This is a genomic window from Seonamhaeicola algicola (genome assembly GCF_007997385.1).
In the GTDB taxonomy this organism is placed as follows: domain Bacteria; phylum Bacteroidota; class Bacteroidia; order Flavobacteriales; family Flavobacteriaceae; genus Seonamhaeicola; species Seonamhaeicola algicola.
Genome location: NZ_VOSC01000019.1, coordinates 620,708 through 637,777, shown reverse-complemented (window position 1 = coordinate 637,777; position 17,070 = coordinate 620,708). Strand labels below are relative to the sequence as shown.

The following is a 17,070-nucleotide window of genomic DNA, read 5'->3' as shown; positions in this document are numbered from 1 at the left end:
TTAAATTTTTTGAGTAAACATCATACAAACGAGTGGTTATTTACAATATCTTCTAAACGAAAACTAATAGATTTAAATTTAAAAGAAGTTTGGAGGTATAGAGATTTATTAATGCTTTTTGTTAAGCGCGATGTTGTAACGGTATATAAGCAAACCATTTTGGGGCCTTTGTGGTATTTAATAGAGCCTTTATTTACCTCTATAATTTTTACATTAATTTTTAATAATGTAGCAAATATTTCTACAGGTACAGTGCCTCCTTTTTTATTCAATTTGGCAAGTATTACCATTTGGAACTATTTTAAAGTATGCTTTATGTCTACCTCCAATACATTTTCTGCCAATGCGGGTATTTTTGGTAAAGTGTATTTTCCGCGTATTATAGTACCAATATCGGTTGTAATATCAAACTTATTAAAATTTGGTATCCAGTTGTTTGTTTTTGGTTGTTTCTACATATATTATTACCACCAAGGCGCACAAATTTCATTAAATAGATATACGTTTTTATTCCCTTTAATTATCATCATTATGGGAATGCTAGGTTTAGGCTTGGGTATGATTATTTCATCATTAATAACTAAGTATAGAGATTTAAGAGTGCTAATTAGTTTTGGTTTGCAGTTACTTATGTATGTTTCTGCGGTAATGTATCCAGTTTCTTTTTTTAAAGAGAAACTGCCTAATTATGCATGGGTAGTAGCCTATAATCCGTTAACCTTTGTTGTTGAAAGTGTAAGGTATATGTTATTAAGTACAGGTACTTTTAATATCAATATGTTTATTTATACGCTATCTGTTACCCTTGTAATATTTTTTACAGGAATCATTATATTTAATAAAACAGAAAAGAATTTTATAGATACGGTTTGATGGATAGAACTGAAGGTTTATAATATTTAATAATAGTTTAGAATAAAAAAATAAGAAAAGTTTGTAGTGATACAATTCACTAAATAATGAGTAATATAATTTTAAAAGTTGAAAATTTAAGCAAGCAATACCGCTTAGGTGTTATTGGTACAGGTACTGTTAAAGATGACCTTAAACGTTGGTGGTATGGTGTGCGAGGTAAACAAGATCCGTTTAAAAAAATAGGCGAGGAGAATGACAGAACTGCCAAAGGAACCTCTAATTATGTATGGGCTTTAAAGGATATAAATTTTGAAGTAAAACAAGGCGAAGTACTGGGTATTATTGGTAAAAATGGCGCAGGAAAATCTACGTTGCTAAAAATACTGTCTAAAATTACAAGTCCTACAACAGGAATTATAAAGTCTAAAGGCACTGTAGCATCTCTTTTAGAAGTAGGTACAGGCTTTCATGCCGAACTTACTGGAAGAGAAAATATATACCTTAATGGTGCTATTTTAGGAATGACTAAAAAGGAAATAGCCTCTAAAATAGATGAAATTATAGAGTTTAGTGGTTGTGAACGTTATATTGATACCCCAGTAAAGCGATATTCGTCAGGTATGACAGTTAGGTTAGCTTTTGCGGTGGCAGCTTTTTTAGAACCCGATATTTTAATTATAGATGAGGTTTTGGCCGTAGGTGATGCCGAGTTTCAAAAAAAAGCTATTGGGAAAATGCAAGATATTAGCAGAGGTGGTGGTAGAACGGTTTTGTTTGTGAGTCATGATATGAATGCTATATCTATATTAACACAGCGGGTAATTGTTCTTAAACATGGAAAGGTTTGTTATGATGGAGGAACGGACCTAGCAATTAAAGAATATTTAAAAGGCGAATCAAATGAAGTTAATTATTTGTTTTCTGGAGATATTAAAAAGCCTACTATAACCCATGTTTTTTTAGATACTAGTTTACCTAATAATGTTCATGAATATGGTAAGCCTATTAGCTTTATATTTAAATTAAAGCTACCATTTAAAGTAAATAATTTAGCGCTTTCTTTTCAAATAATTGATGAGTTTCAAAACCCGATTACACATGTTTGGATTATTGATTCTCAAAACAATATAAAAAGAGAAAAAGGATTATATGAATTTAAATGTGAAATAAACAACCCTAAATTATATATGGGTGAATATTCATTACGCATTTATTTGTCTGATTCTAAAACTAAAGATCGGTTTGATTATTTAGAATCTGTTTGTGGTTTTAAAATACAAATGATGAAAACAGAAAGGCAAGATTTTAAATGGAATAAAGGTGCTTGCAAATATTTAGAAGATGCTACCTGGTCAGTGATTAAAGAAGCGTAATTATGATTAAAAGAATAAAGAAGAAGATATATAATAAGTTTTTTAAAGAGTTTCATGTTAATAATAAACAATCTGTAGATATTAATTATTCAGACATTTCTAATGAGGAAAGAGAAATTTTAAACATGGTAACTCCTTATACCTTAACAAGCAAGGAGCGAATTGTAAGTTTAATTAGAGCTGTAAAATATATAGAAAAAAACAAAATAGAAGGAAGTATTGTAGAATGTGGTGTTTGGAAGGGAGGCAGTATAATGGCTGTACTAAAGGCTCTTTTAAACTTAAAAAACTGTGACAGGCATGTTTATTTATATGATACTTATGAAGGAATGAGTGAGCCTACCGAAGTCGATAAATCTGTAAGAGGAGAATCTGCTACAACCGCTTATCAAAAAAAAGATGAAACTTGGAATAGAATAGCATGTTTTTCTGCTTTAGATGAAGTTAAAGCAAATATTCAAAGTGTAAAATATCCTCAAGATAAAATACATTTTATAAAGGGTAAAGTAGAAAATACTATACCTATGGTAGCTGTTCCAGATAAAATAGCAATTTTAAGATTAGATACAGATTGGTATGAGTCTACTTTGCATGAATTAAATTATTTATATCCTAAACTAGTCTCAGGAGGTGTTATAATTATTGATGATTATGGGCATTGGGAAGGTTGTAGAAAAGCGGTTGAAGAGTATATAGATAATAATAACATCAAATTATTCTTAAACCGTATTGATTATACTTGTAGAATGGGTGTTAAAAATTAAGAATGGAAAATTTTACCAGCATAAAATTAACATCTCAAAACTTAGATAGGTATTACATAAGAACATCTATATTAAAAGCACTAAAGACTATTATACCTCAATTATCTGGAGCGCTGTTAGACATTGGTTGCGGTAAAATGCCCTATAAGAATTATATTTTAGAGCATTCTGAAGTAAAAACATATGTTGGTTTAGATATTGAAAATGCTTTGGAATACGACAAATCTATAAAACCAGATGTGACTTGGGATGGTAAAACAATGCCTTTTGAAAAAGAAAGTTTTGACTGTGCCTTTGGAACAGAGGTTTTAGAGCATTGTCCTGAACCAGAAATTGTTTTAAAAGAAGTTTACAGAGTTTTAAAACCTGGAGGTGTTTTCTTTTTTACTGTCCCTTTTTTGTGGAATTTACATGAAGTACCCCATGATGAATATCGGTATACACCGTTTTCATTAGAGCGTCATTTAAAAAACGCTGGATTTAAAAATATAGACATAAAAGCTACAGGTGGTTGGCATGCTTCAATGGCACAAATGTTAGGTTTATGGGTTAGAAGAAGTGATATGCCAAGTTTTAAAAGAAGTATTTTGTCTGCTTTAATTAAACCGTTTATTTGCTATTTAATTAAGTTAGATAAGCCTGAGTTAGTCAATTTTAAAGAAGGTCAAATGGTAACAGGTTTATACGGTATTGTAAAAAAATGAAACAAAAACCATTGAACATAGCTATTTTCACCCCCAGTCAGAATCCATATTCTGAAACCTTTATTCAAGCGCATAAAAAGTATTTAAAAGGTCGTGTTTTTTATTATTATGGTATGGGGTCGCATATTCAATTAGAAGGTGGTGGGCGTTTAATGCCTGTTAGTCTTTATAAGCTATATCGTATTTATGAAAAGCTTTTTAAAAAAGGAAAAGCATATTTATGGCACAAGCGTTTGCTATACAGTTTAAAAAAAAATAAAATTGATGTTGTGTTGGTAGAATATGGTACCCATGCGTATCATTTATACAACGTTTTAAAAACTTCAAAATTACCAACGGTAGTCCATTTTCATGGTTATGATGCTAGTATTAAAAGTATTATAGAATCTTGTAATTATTATAAAGAAGTTTTTAGTTTTTCAAAAGCCATTATTACTGTTTCAAATGTTATGTATAGGGCTTTATTAGATATGGGGTGTCCTAAAGATAAGTTAATTAGTAATGTTTATGGCCCACAGGAAGTGTTTGAAAGTATTATACCTACCTATAGAAAAAAACAATTTTTAGCAGTAGGAAGATTTACCGATAAAAAAGCACCCTATTATACTATAATGGCTTTTAATAAGGTTTTAAAAAAGCATCCAGATGCTATACTATTAATGGCTGGTGATGGCGCGCTTCTCAATACCTGTAAAAACTTAGTAAACTATTTAAACATCGCTCAAGATGTTACATTTTTAGGTGTTATTACACCAGAAACATATAGTGATTTGTTACGAGAATCTTTGGCATTTGTGCAACATTCTGTAACGGCTTCTAATGGTGATATGGAAGGTACTCCGTTAGCTGTTTTAGAAGCTAGTGTAGCAGGTTTGCCAGTAATTTCAACCTACCATGCAGGAATCCCTGATATTATTAAACATGGTGAAACGGGTTTGTTGAGTGATGAACATGATGTGGAAACCATGGCGAATCACATGTGTAAGGTGTTAGATGATTTAGATTATGTTAAACAATTGGGGAACGCTGGTAAAATTTATATAAAAACACATTTTAGTTTACAAAGGCATATTGATAGGCTGCAGGAGATTTTGGAGAATTGAGTAGTGAATTGTAAGAGGTACTGGTTATAAAGAATTTTGTTTAGGGGGACTTCGACAAGCTCAGTCTGACATAACTTAGTTAGATTGATTTTGTTAAATAGAGAGATGTGCACAGTGGGTTACTTTCTATTTTAAAGAATTAAGTGTTTTTTTTATTATTTAAGTGTTTTGAGTTGGTTTTGTTTTTGTGTTCCTTTCAGAGATGGCTTTTGTTGTTATTTTTAGAGAGCCTTTTAATCGGGCTGTCTAAGGTATCAATATGGGCTATAAGTTAAGTAATTTGGATTTTTAAATTCTGTATATGAACTGATTAAGAGCTTAATAAGAGATATTTAATTACGAACTTATTACCAATATTTTAACTGATAACTTGTCAAATATTACCAATAAGCTCTTTAATGCACATTAATATCATGTGTTGTTTTTGTAAGTCGTTGAAAATAAGTTGTGTATTTATGTTTGTGTAGAAAACATATAGAGCGTTTAAATGAGATAAGCTCTAAGAAGGCCCTAAAAATTATGAATGATATTAGGGAGGCATATAACTTGCCTCATACCCGTTATATAAGTATTAAAGCGTATTGTAAATATTTTATGTTAGACCGTGAAGATGTGTGGGCGCGTTTAGAGTATATTAAAGCTGGTTAAGGTTGTATTCTATTTTTTATGATGTGGTTTTTTAATATTAATTTATATTTTAGCGTGATATGTTTGCCCTATGCAAGAACCACAGTTTTCTATACTTATAGCTAATTACAATAATGGACATTTTTTTAAAGATTGTTATAAAAGCATTGTAGCTCAAACCTATAGTAAATGGGAAGCTGTTATTGTTGATGATGCTTCAAAGGATGATTCTATTGAAATTATAAATGATCTGATAAAAGGCGATGATAGGTTTAAATTATATTTAAATAAAACCAATAAAGGTTGTGGTTATACTAAACATAAGTGTGCCACACTAGCACAAGGAGACATAATGGGTTTTTTAGATCCAGATGATGCCTTGGTTCCAGAAGCTATAGCGCTTATGGTTAACACACACCTTAAAAATAAAGATGTTGCTATTGTAACCTCAAAATATGAGTTTGTAGATTTAGAAATGAATTTTACTAAACCAAGCCTATATGGAAGCAACATACCCAAAGGAAAATCGTATTTAACCTATGCTAATGGTGCTTTAACCCACTTTGCTACTTTTAAGAAAGCGGCATATACACAATCTAGAGGTATAAACCCTTTTATGAAACGGGCAGTTGACCAAGATTTGTATTACAAGCTAGAAGAACAGGGCAAGCATTTGTTTCTAGATAAGGTTTTGTATCGTTATAGAGTTCATGAACATAGCATTTCAAATAATGATAACCTTTATAAAGCTGAGTATTGGCATTTTTATGCCATGTTAAAAGCTTATAAACGACGAAAAAAGAAACACCTTAAAATTGATAATTTTTCAAAGAGTTATATAAAGATATTAGCCTCTAATTATTATATAAAACGGTTTGAACGTCTTAAATTTTCTAATAAAAAATGTTCTCAATACTATTTGTTATACAAAGCTTTTATAGCGTATCCATTACATAAGTTGCCGTTTAAAATGAAGAGTTTAATGGTTTTAATATTGGGTAGGATATGAAAACACCCTTAATATCTGTTGTACTTCCTGTTTATAATGTAGCGCCCTTTATTAGAGAGGCTATAGATTCTGTTTTAAACCAAACAGTACAAGATTTTGAAGTTTTAGTTATTGATGACTGTTCAACTGATGATACTTTGAAGGTTGTTAAAGATTTTAAGGATGACAGAATACGAATCATTGAAAAGCAACAGAATAAAGGCCTTATTGATAGTTTAAATATAGGTTTTAAAGAAGCCAAAGGGCAATATATTGCTAGAATGGATGGTGATGATATTAACGTTTTAAATAGATTTGAAAAACAACTCCATGTTTTGAAAAATAACCCCAATATTAAAGCTTGTGGGTGTTGGTTGCAACAATTTGGAAATGTAAATAGAACTATAAAGCACAAAGAGTTTCATGATGAAATTGTTGCTAGAATGTTATTACATTGTTCTATGAGTATGGGGGCTGTAATGTTAGAAAGAAAAGCCGTTAGTGAATATAAATTTGATATAAGTAGAGTACATGTTGAAGATTATGATTTTTGGGCTAGAATTGCTTGGAGTTGCAAATTTTACAATATTCAAGAGGTACTATATTATTATCGGGTTCATAATAATCAGGTTACACATGTTCATAAAGTATTCCAAATAAAAGCCGACATTCCAATAAAATTATTTTTGTTTAAAAAACTTAAATATAATACCGAATTATATTCAGATGAATTAATAACTAAAATGTTGTTATTAAATCAATACATTGAAGTTAATGAAGTTAAGTTATTTTTTGACTGGTTGAAGGTATTAAGTAAATTGAATATTAAACAGCAAGTTTATTCACAGAAAGAGTTATTAACAGTATTACAGAGTATACTAAGAGTTTCTGTATTTTATTTTTATTTCAAAAAAAATGTTGTTGGTATTGATAAAAAATGGAGAAAACAATTGTTTTTTAAGTTGCCTAGAAAAGAAATGCTTTTTGTTACAAAATTAAAAGTTAGAGAAATAAAAAAGCGGTTATTATCATAATGATAAAAAATCAAAATAATGTTATAAACGGTAATTTGAGATTTTTAAGAATAATTTCTAACATTTAAAAGAAAATTTTCTGAAATAATTAATAAAACCATAGCCTTTTTAAAACGAATTATAAAACCAATATTTAAAAGAATTTCAATAAATAAATAGAAATGAGTAGATTGAAACAACTGAGAAAGATTTATAGGTTTTTTTTTCCAGATAATAGACCTCCCGAAGAAAAATTTAAGGATTTTCTAATGAAGAATTCGGAAATAGCTAATTTTAATTATGAAAATAACATATATAATATAGACACGAAGCATGGAATTAAGTTAAAAATACGAGATTATCAGCATAGTGATTATAATGTGTTTACACAGATTTTTAATTTCGAAGAATTTAAAATAGTATCTACGCTATTAAATCTCAATTTTGATAACTCTGAAAAACTGGTGGTTATTGATTCAGGAGCCAATGTTGGTTATACTACATTGTATCTTAATAAACATATAAATTCAAAAGATTTATATATCTATGCTGTAGAGCCTTCACCAGAAAACGTTAACTGTTTTAAAGCTAATGTATTTGAATTAAATAACCTTACTAATGTTAAAATATATGATAAAGCATTAAGTCATAAACAAGGAGTTAATTATAACATATCTAATGGGTTTAGAGATGGTAAAGATTGGTCTATAGAAACAATAGAGAACTCTAAAGGAGAGATTAAAGGAATTACTATTAATGACATTATAAAGGAGAATAATATAGAGGTAATATCATTATTAAAAATTGATATAGAGGGTGCTGAACGCTTTATATTTAATAAAGAAAGTGATATGTCTTTTTTAAACAAAACAAAAATATTAGCTATAGAAATACACGATGAATATAATATTAGAGTATCGATTTATGATATATTAAAATCATATGGTTTCTACCTTTTTGAATCTGGCGAATTAACAATAGGTTTGAATAAAGCATATATATAATGGAAAAAAGACCAATGATCTCTGTTATTATGCCGGTATACAATTGCGAAATGTACGTTGAAGAGTCTATTAATAGTATTTTAAATCAAACATTTGAAGACTTTGAATTAATTATAATAGATGACTGTTCTACTGATAAAACTAAAGACATTATTAAGCGTTTAGATGATAATCGTATTATATTCATTGAAAAAACAAAAAATACAGGTTATACCAATAGCTTAAACCATGCATTACAATTAGTTAAAGGCAAGTATATTGCTAGAATGGATGGAGATGATATTAGTTTCTTAGATAGGTTTCAAGCCCAAGTAGATTTTTTAGAAAGTAATGAAGATGTTGTTGCATGCGGAACCATTTTTAAATACCTTAATTCAGATACAGTTATTAACTTACCAGAGTTAGATGCTGATATTAAACTAGCAATGCTTAATGGGAATTCTATGGCGCACCCCTCTATAATGATAAGAAGTGCAGTTATTAAAAAACATAACATACAATACAATAAAGAAAGAGAACCAGCAGAAGATTATGATTTATGGGTTGAGTTAATGGCATTTGGCAAACTTCATAATTTACAGAAGGTATATTTAGATTATAGAAAACATACTTCGCAGGTATCAGTAGTTAGAAGAAAGCAACAAAATGAAAGTGCAATAAAAACACGTATTAAATTACTTAAATACGTTTATAAAAATATGCCTCAATATCATGAAGAAAACCTAATTGAGATTTATAGGCAAGAGCAAAGAAGTTTTGCAGAGGTAAAACAATACTTAGACTTTAAAAGAGAGTTTTTTAGTAAAAATAATGGGTTTTTCAAAAAAGAAGGATTGTTAGTTTATTTTGATAATGTAGAAAAAAAACTTTTAAAGAACTACCTATTAAAAAGAAGTCATTTTTCCTTTAAAACGCTTTTTGAATATTTAAAATTAAGAAATATGGTTTCCTATAGAAGTACCTTTAAAGAAAGTCTTAAACTTGTAATAAAGTCGTTTATGCTATATAAATATAGAATCTGTTTTTAACAGAATCTTTATTAGTATAAAGCGTTCATAAAATTTGTGTTTACTACCAAAAGAATAATTTTATTTAACTGAACATTTAAGTGAAAAGCATTATTTTTAAAATACCTGAGTTTCCTCACCTGTCAGAAACTTTTATTGTTGCTCAAATAGAAACAGCTATAACATTAGGTTATGATGTACAGATTTTAACAAGAAGATTGATTGAAACCGAAGCTTCTAAAATTCCAACAAGAATTCTTAAATATGATTTGTTAAATAAGATTATTGTAGAAAACTATAAAATTCCGAAGAACAAAGTATTAAGATTGTTAAAATGGGTATTTCTAATTGTTGAGAATTTTAAATCTATAAAAGCCATTTTTAAATACCATGGTGAGTTTTCAAAGTTTAGTTTAACTTGGCTGTATCAACTACATTTTTACAAACAATTTAATACAGCTCATGCTATACATGTACAATATGGTACTAATGTAAACCCATTAGATGTTCTTAAAAAAGTTGGTTTTTTAAAACCTTCGTTAATAGTTACATTTCATGGGCACGATGTGTTTTTCCCTATAAGTGGATATATTCACAATAATGGTTATTATGATAACTTGTTTGGTTTTGGCGACCTCATTACAGCTAATACACCTTATTTGGGAGACAAGATTTTAAAATTGGGTTGTCCTAATGAGCTTTTAAAACTAATTCCAGTAGGAGTAGATACAGATTTCTTTTATCCTATTACTTCTATACAAAATAGAAAGGATATACTAAGGTTAATAACTGTTGGCCGTCTAGAAGAAGTTAAAGGACATAAATATTGTGTAGAGGTAGTTAAAACTTTGGTAAAGCAAGGGATCAAAGTGGAGCTTACAATTATAGGTGAAGGCTCAGAAAGATTAAATTTACAAGCTTTAATAAAAGAATACCAGTTAGAAAAGCATGTCAATTTATTAGGAGCTAAGTCTCAAGAAGAAATAAGAAGTGAATTATGTAAACACGATGTTTATTTATTACTTAGTGTTATCTCATTTAATGGATTACGAGAATCTCAAGGTTTAGCAACGTTAGAGGCACAAGCATGCGGGCTTCCAGTAATTGTATTTGATTCTGGGGGAGTTAAATATACACTAAAGGAAGATCACACAGGTTTTATTTGCAATGAATATGATACAGAAGAAGTATCTTTGAAAGTAAAAGAATTTATTATTAATCCTGCAAAATTAAATGCAATGAGTGATAATGCAATAGAATTTGTAAAAAACAATTTTTCACAAAAGGTTCTTAATGAAAAATGGAGAACTATTTATCAAGAATTAAATAATGGATAGAAACAAATTGGTCTCAATTATTCTTCCCGTTTATAATGGAGAAAAATTTTTAGCTACATCTATTAAAAGTTGCTTAAATCAAACTTATAAAAATATTGAACTCATAATTGTTAATGATTGTTCTACAGATAATTCTCTTGAAATTATTAATGATTTTTCTAAGTTAGATAATAGAATTAAGGTTGTAAATAACCAAAAAAATTTAAAACTTCCAGCAAGCCTTAATGTTGGTCATGAAATTGCAAAAGGAGATTTTATAACCTGGACGAGCGATGATAATTTTTATGAACCAATAGCTATAGAAGAATTGGTGAAAACCTTAAAAGTTAAAGACTCAGACATTGCATATAGTAATGTTTATATGATTAATAATGATGGTCAAAGACTAAGGAAGGTTAATTTTCTTAGTATTGAAAATTTAATTTTTGGTAATCATATAGGTTCCTGTTTTCTTTATAAAAAGTCTGTTTACGTGAACAATAAGGGGTATAATGAAAATTTGTTTTTAGTTGAAGATTATGATTTTTGGTTAAGAGCATTAGTGCATAGTAAGTATACACATGTAAATAAACTCCTTTACAATTATAGAAAACATGAAAATAGTTTAACAAATCAAATTCATGTAGATACAGAAAAGTCTAATTTACATAGAGAAAATCTAAAAACAATGTATGCTAATTTTTGGAAGTTAATTTGTAGTAAAGAAAATACATTTATCACAGAATTTTGTCTTAAGGTACTAACACATCAAAAAATAAATTTTAAAGCCGTTGTTTTAAATCATAAGTATATTAATGCAGTACAAGAAGATCTTATGAAGAATTCTAATTTTTCTAGCATTATTGAGTTAAAAAGAGTTTTTTTAAGGCAATTAATAATTTTAATTGTCAATCAAAAAGATGGTTCAAACTTATCAAAAATATTGTTCGTTTTCAGAAAGTATTTTTTTGTTTTAGATATGCCATCTTTTAAAACATTAGTTAAGTACTCTATAAGATAAAAATGGAAGGAAAAGTAAGTATCATAATGGCCACATATAATAGGGCGCATTTTATAGAGGAAACTTTAAGTTCTATTAAAAAACAAACTTATACAAATTGGGAATGTTTAATTATAGATGACGGAGGTTCTGATAATACCGAGGAAATAATTACACCTATAATAAATAAAGACAAGAGATTTAAGTTTTTTAAAAGGACAGATGAATATTTAAAAGGATTACCTGGTTGCAGAAATTATGGATTAAACTTAGCTAAAGGTGATTATATTATTTTTTTTGATGATGATGATATAGTACACCCTCAAAACTTAGAGATATGTATCTCGGAGTTATCAGGAAAAAAAACATCTTTTTGTAGATACGAACGTTCGGTTTTTTTTGAATCGTTCAATTACGAATTTGATTTGTCAAAAGAATATGAAGTCTTTAATATTGGAAAAGCAGATGTTGATAAATTGATAACTAATGAGCTCCCTTTTAATTCATGTGCCGTAATGTGGAAAAAAGAATGTTTCAATAGTCATCGTTTTGTTGAGAGTTTAATGTATGCAGAAGAATGGGAATTGTATTCTAGAATTTTAAGTGCTGGTTTTGAGGGAATTTCAGTTAAGAAAGAATTGTTTTATGGTAGAAAACACCAAAAATCTAATACTGGAGAGTTTTATCAAGGAAATACGGTTAGAATAAACTCTAAAAAGGAAGCCATACGTCTTGTCATTTATAATTTATACAAAAAAGAATTACTTACCCCTTATTTATTTAAATACTTAATAAATTTGGCTATATCGTTTAGAGATTATAATCTCGTGAGACAAGTTTTAAATAATCTAGATCTAAAAATTAACACAAAATTATTTTACAAAATAAAATACTCACTTTATCCTTTATGGATTAAGTATAAAAAAACATGTAGAAATTGAAGATACTTATTTGTTTTGGTACACGCCCAGAAGCTATTAAAATGGCTCCAATTTGTTTAGAATTAGTTAAACAAAACATACCATTTAAACTTTGTGTTACTGCTCAACATAGAGAAATGTTAGATCAGGTATTAAATTTCTTTGGTTTATTGCCAGATTATGATCTTAATATCATGAAACCTAACCAAAGTTTAAATATGTTAAGTTCTAGAATACTATCTAAAATGGATGGGATTTTCGAAACAGAGCCTTTTGATATTGTATTAGTACATGGAGACACAACAACATCATCATTAGTAGCATTATCTGCATTTCACAGAAACATAAAGGTAGCACATGTTGAAGCGGGTTTAAGGACTTATGATAAACAATCTCCTTTTCCAGAAGAATTAAATAGACAATTAACAGGAAGAATCTCAGATTATCATTTTACGCCTACTATTAAAGCAAAAGAAAACCTTTTAAGTGAAAAGATTAACGAATCTGAAATTATAGTTACTGGAAATACCGTTATAGATGCCTTGTTAGTTGCAATACAAAAAATAGATGAGGGCTATACTAATGCAACAATAGAAAGTTTAAAAAATAAAATAGATTTAAATAAAAAACTAATTTTAGTAACAGGGCATCGTAGAGAAAGTTTTGGGCAAGGGTTTGAAAATCTTTGTAAAGCATTGTTAGAATTAGTAAGAGAAGAAGATGTTCAAATTGTTTACCCAGTGCATTTAAATCCCAATGTAAAAAATGTAGTTTATGAAAAACTTTCAAATATTGAAAACATTCTGTTGATAGAACCTTTAGATTACCCTAGCTTTATATGGTTAATGAGTAAAGCTACTGTAATAATATCAGATTCTGGAGGTATTCAAGAAGAAGCACCATCTTTAAATATTCCCGTTTTGGTTACAAGAAATACAACAGAAAGAGATGAGGGAATAAAGGCCAAATGTTCTTTTTTAGTAGGAACAAATCCTAAGAAGATAGTTGAAAAAGCAAAAGAAGTTTTAGATAGTGATTTTGTTATGAAAGTAAATAACCCATATGGAAATGGTAATGCAGCAAAAAGAATAGTAGAATTCCTTAGAGACTTTAAATATTCTAAATGTTAGATGATAAAAGAGTATTATTAATAAAAAGAAAGCAATAATTATAGGGAACCTTGCAAGTAGGATTAAAGATAATATAGATTAGAGAGAAAATTGGTAGTTAATGAGTAAAGAAATAGTTGTAGTAGTAGACTCAATTGATGTTAATGATAGTAGCGGATCTAAAGCAAATGTGGCGCTCATTAAAAATTTAGCAGCTATTGGTTATAGAGTTACTGTTTGTCATTATACTCAAAAAAACATTAGTTTAAAAGATGTTAATTGTATTGCAATTAAAGAAAATAGGTTTAGTCTATTATTTGTTTTAAGTCGTACCCAACGTATTATTCAACGTTATTTAAAAATTAATCTAGCTCAATATTTAGAACCAATATTTGGATTTTCTTTTACTTTTTTTAACGACACAAAAAGTATTAGTCAATTTTTAAAAAAGTTGAAACTTAAATCAGATTTAGTACTAACTTTAAGTAAAGCAGCCAGTTTTAGACCTCATTATGCTGTAAATAAAATACCAGAATTACATAATAAGTGGTTAGCCTATATACATGATCCATATCCTTTTTCTTGTTATCCGCAACCATACAGGTTTAAAGAACCTGGGTACAAAGTAAAAGAAGTCTTTTTTAAAAAAGTTACAGAAAATGCAGAGCATGTAGTGTTTCCAAGCTTGTTGTTAAAAGAATGGATGGGGCAATTTTTTAATAACTGTAATAAGAAAGGTGTAATTATACCACATCAACAATTTGAATTAAGTACAGAGAAAATTAAACTTCCTAATTTCTTAGATATTAATAAGTTTAATTTATTACACGCAGGAGGGCTTTTAAATGCAAGAAATCCAGAAGGGTTATTAAAAGGGTTATTATTGTTTTTTCAAAAATTTCCAGAGCACAGAGATGAAGTTCAGTTAATTTTAATAGGTAATACAACGCGTTTTTCTAATATGTTAAGTGCTTATCATAAAGAAATGCCTGAATTAGTTGTTGTAGATAAAACACTTCCCTTTAATGATGTTTATGCAATTCAAATGATGGTCTCGGTTAATATTATTCTTGAAACTATATCTAATATTAGTCCATTTTTACCAGGTAAGTTTCCTCATTGTGTTTCCGCTAATAAAAAGATGATGTCTTTATCTCCTTTAAAAAGTGAAGTTAGACGCTTATTAGGAGCTGATTATCCCTATGTAGCCGAGATTGATGATGTAACTAAGATTGCCAACATTATAGAAGAATTATATTTTTTATGGAAGAAAAACTCTGATAATCTTTTATTGAATAGAGAAGATTTGAATTATTACCTCTCAGGTAAATATTTAAAAGAAGTAATAGATAATTTAAATAAATAAATTAACTGTGTTTGATGAATAAATTAGCGGTAATATTGCCTACTTATAATTCAGCTCATTTTCTTAAGGAGTCTATTGGTGCTATTTTAAACCAATCTTTTAAAGAATTTGAATTATTTATTATAGATGATTGCTCAACAGATAACACAGAACAATTTGTTCAAAATATTGATGACAACAGGGTTAAATATATAAAAAACTCGAAAAACCTTGGTCTTGCAGCCACTTTAAATAAAGGGCTTAAACTTTTGGTGGATAAATATGAATATATAGCTAGAATGGATGCAGATGACTGGTGCTACACCAATAGATTCGAAAAACAGATTTCTTTTTTGGAAGCCCATAATGATATCGTTTTATGTGGAACACAAGGGTATTGGCTAAGGGACTTCAATGTAATGAATAGTTCTTCTTGGTCTTACCCAACGGATAACTTAGAAATTAAATATAACCTTTTGTTTACAGCTTGTTTTGGACATTCTTCGGTTATATTTAGAACTTCTTTTTTGAAAGAAAACAAAATATGGTATAACGAAAGTATTGATACTTGTGAAGATTGGGATTTATGGACCAGAATAATTAAACAAGGAAAGGTTGCTAATTTACCTGACTTTTTAATGAAATATAGAATAGTAGATAATAGTAATCATAGAGCACAAGAGAATAGAGAGAAACATTTAAGAGAAAGGTCTAAGGTTATTGCTAGTTACTGGCAAAGTTTTAATATTTCTAGTAATGCAGACTTTATTTATAATAGCTATTATAGTTCAAAATCAATTTCAAAAAAGGAGTTTGAAAAAAATATCTTAACTCTTATTAAAATGTTTAATGTTTTAAATGTTCATGCTTCTAAAGAATTGAGTAAAGATGGACAGCAAATTTTAGAATATAGATGTTTAAGAAGTATATTACGTGCCTGGGTCAATTCAGGAATAACTAAGAGTGCTTTAGGTATTTGGTTCTTAATATTAAAGAATGTAAAGTTTACTAGTAAATTAAAGATTATAAAAAGTATTATTAAATGATTGAAGCCTCTATTTTAATCGTTTCTAAAGATAGAAGATTAGAATTAGAAAAAACTATTTCTATTCTAGAGACTTTTATTAATAAAGATAAGTGTGAGTTACTTGTATTTCTTGATGGTTGCAGAGATGATTCAATAGATCTTAAAGAAAAATACCCATGGGTTTTGTGGAAGGTGTCTGGTAAAAATATTGGGGCTTCAAAGGCAAGAAATAAGCTATATAAACAAGCTTCTGGAGAGATACTAATAGGGCTAGATGATGATGCCCACCCTTTACAAGAAAATTTTATAGAAGAGGTAAAAGGTGTTTTTAAAAGAAATGAAAAAATTGGAGTTATTGCATTTAAAGAAATAAGAGGTGTGTTTAAATCTAATAAAGATGCTTTAAATGAAAATATAGAAGAACAAGAATATTTATGTAATGAGTTTGTGGGGTGTGGATTTGCCATAAAAAAAACTGTATACAACTCAACAAAAGGATTTCCTATTTGGATGGATATTTACGGTGAAGAAACATGCGTTTCAATAGAAGTTATTAATAAAGGCTATGATATTTTGTACACAAGTGCCATTTCTGTAAATCATAGAGTTGATAGTAATTTAAGAAAAAAGCAAGGAAATAATTACTTTAGGTTTGGAAGACAGTTAAGAAATTCGGGTTTCTATTTTTTAGTTTATTATAAATACCCTCTTAAAAGTATATTAAAGCTTTTTGTCAATAATTTTATTAAATATGCAATTTTAGATTTGAATTTTTTTAAAACTTACTTAGTAACAGTATTTGTTTTTCTTATTAAATTTCCCAAGATTTTATTGAATCACAGACAACCAGTAACTAATGATACTCTAAAGAAGAAGAGAGCTCTTCCATTACCAGGAAAATAATTTGGGTTTTTA

General features: G+C 28.5%; 17 protein-coding genes. All 17 read left to right on the top strand.

The features are described 5' to 3' along the window. The first annotated feature begins 9 nt into the window (after positions 1–9). The 17 genes from FUA26_RS08265 (at position 10) to FUA26_RS08190 (ending at position 17,058) form a co-directional block, all read left to right on the top strand. The gene (locus FUA26_RS08265) at positions 10–873 is read left to right on the top strand and encodes an ABC transporter permease (RefSeq protein WP_147134220.1); all 864 of its coding nucleotides are present in this window, start codon (positions 10–12) and stop codon (positions 871–873) included. An 86-nt stretch (positions 874–959) separates the two neighbouring features. Then, a complete protein-coding gene (locus FUA26_RS08260) occupies positions 960–2,228 on the top strand; it encodes an ABC transporter ATP-binding protein (RefSeq protein ID WP_147134217.1) in 1,269 nt (422 codons plus the stop codon). 2 nt (positions 2,229–2,230) lie between these two features. After that, on the top strand, positions 2,231–2,992 hold the full coding sequence (locus FUA26_RS08255; RefSeq protein WP_147134214.1) for a TylF/MycF/NovP-related O-methyltransferase: 762 nt from the start codon (positions 2,231–2,233) through the stop codon (positions 2,990–2,992). Positions 2,993–2,994: 2 nt separating this feature from the next. Beyond that, entirely contained in the window at positions 2,995–3,696 is a 702-nt protein-coding gene (locus tag FUA26_RS08250; RefSeq protein ID WP_147134212.1) for a class I SAM-dependent methyltransferase, read from the top strand. Beyond that, positions 3,693–4,799 (top strand): glycosyltransferase family 4 protein, encoded by a 1,107-nt coding sequence (locus FUA26_RS08245; protein WP_147134209.1) that lies wholly within the window; start codon positions 3,693–3,695, stop codon positions 4,797–4,799. The genes FUA26_RS08250 and FUA26_RS08245 overlap by 4 nt, the downstream gene beginning before the upstream one ends. Before the next feature lie 519 nt (positions 4,800–5,318). Beyond that, a complete protein-coding gene (locus FUA26_RS15850) occupies positions 5,319–5,447 on the top strand; it encodes a hypothetical protein (RefSeq protein WP_262712123.1) in 129 nt (42 codons plus the stop codon). A 70-nt stretch (positions 5,448–5,517) separates the two neighbouring features. Further along, a complete protein-coding gene (locus FUA26_RS08240) occupies positions 5,518–6,435 on the top strand; it encodes a glycosyltransferase family 2 protein (protein WP_147134206.1) in 918 nt (305 codons plus the stop codon). After that, complete coding sequence (locus FUA26_RS08235) at positions 6,432–7,448, top strand: glycosyltransferase family 2 protein (RefSeq protein WP_147134203.1); 1,017 nt, start codon at positions 6,432–6,434, stop codon at positions 7,446–7,448. Before FUA26_RS08240 ends, FUA26_RS08235 begins: the two co-directional genes overlap by 4 nt. 161 nt (positions 7,449–7,609) lie before the next feature. Then, positions 7,610–8,431, top strand: a complete 822-nt coding sequence (locus FUA26_RS08230; RefSeq protein ID WP_147134200.1) for an FkbM family methyltransferase — start codon at positions 7,610–7,612, stop codon at positions 8,429–8,431. Beyond that, entirely contained in the window at positions 8,431–9,459 is a 1,029-nt protein-coding gene (locus tag FUA26_RS08225; RefSeq protein ID WP_147134197.1) for a glycosyltransferase family 2 protein, read from the top strand. Before FUA26_RS08230 ends, FUA26_RS08225 begins: the two co-directional genes overlap by 1 nt. A gap of 80 nt (positions 9,460–9,539) precedes the next feature. Beyond that, positions 9,540–10,775: a glycosyltransferase gene (locus FUA26_RS08220; RefSeq protein WP_147134194.1), complete on the top strand. Its 1,236-nt coding sequence runs from the start codon at positions 9,540–9,542 to the stop codon at positions 10,773–10,775. Then, positions 10,768–11,775, top strand: coding sequence for a glycosyltransferase family 2 protein (locus FUA26_RS08215; protein WP_147134192.1), 1,008 nt, complete (start codon positions 10,768–10,770; stop codon positions 11,773–11,775). The genes FUA26_RS08220 and FUA26_RS08215 overlap by 8 nt, the downstream gene beginning before the upstream one ends. A 2-nt stretch (positions 11,776–11,777) precedes the next feature. Then, positions 11,778–12,695 (top strand): glycosyltransferase family 2 protein, encoded by a 918-nt coding sequence (locus tag FUA26_RS08210; protein WP_147134189.1) that lies wholly within the window; start codon positions 11,778–11,780, stop codon positions 12,693–12,695. Between the two features lie 41 nt (positions 12,696–12,736). Next, on the top strand, positions 12,737–13,804 hold the full coding sequence (wecB, locus tag FUA26_RS08205) for a non-hydrolyzing UDP-N-acetylglucosamine 2-epimerase (protein ID WP_246109107.1): 1,068 nt from the start codon (positions 12,737–12,739) through the stop codon (positions 13,802–13,804). A 100-nt stretch (positions 13,805–13,904) separates the two neighbouring features. Continuing rightward, positions 13,905–15,149 carry a glycosyltransferase family 4 protein gene (locus FUA26_RS08200; protein ID WP_147134183.1) on the top strand — a complete coding sequence of 415 codons (1,245 nt, stop codon included), beginning with the start codon at positions 13,905–13,907 and terminating at the stop codon, positions 15,147–15,149. A gap of 14 nt (positions 15,150–15,163) precedes the next feature. Beyond that, positions 15,164–16,174 carry a glycosyltransferase family 2 protein gene (locus tag FUA26_RS08195; RefSeq protein ID WP_147134180.1) on the top strand — a complete coding sequence of 337 codons (1,011 nt, stop codon included), beginning with the start codon at positions 15,164–15,166 and terminating at the stop codon, positions 16,172–16,174. Further along, positions 16,171–17,058 (top strand): glycosyltransferase family 2 protein, encoded by an 888-nt coding sequence (locus tag FUA26_RS08190; protein WP_147134177.1) that lies wholly within the window; start codon positions 16,171–16,173, stop codon positions 17,056–17,058. Before FUA26_RS08195 ends, FUA26_RS08190 begins: the two co-directional genes overlap by 4 nt. The last annotated feature ends 12 nt before the right edge of the window (positions 17,059–17,070 follow it).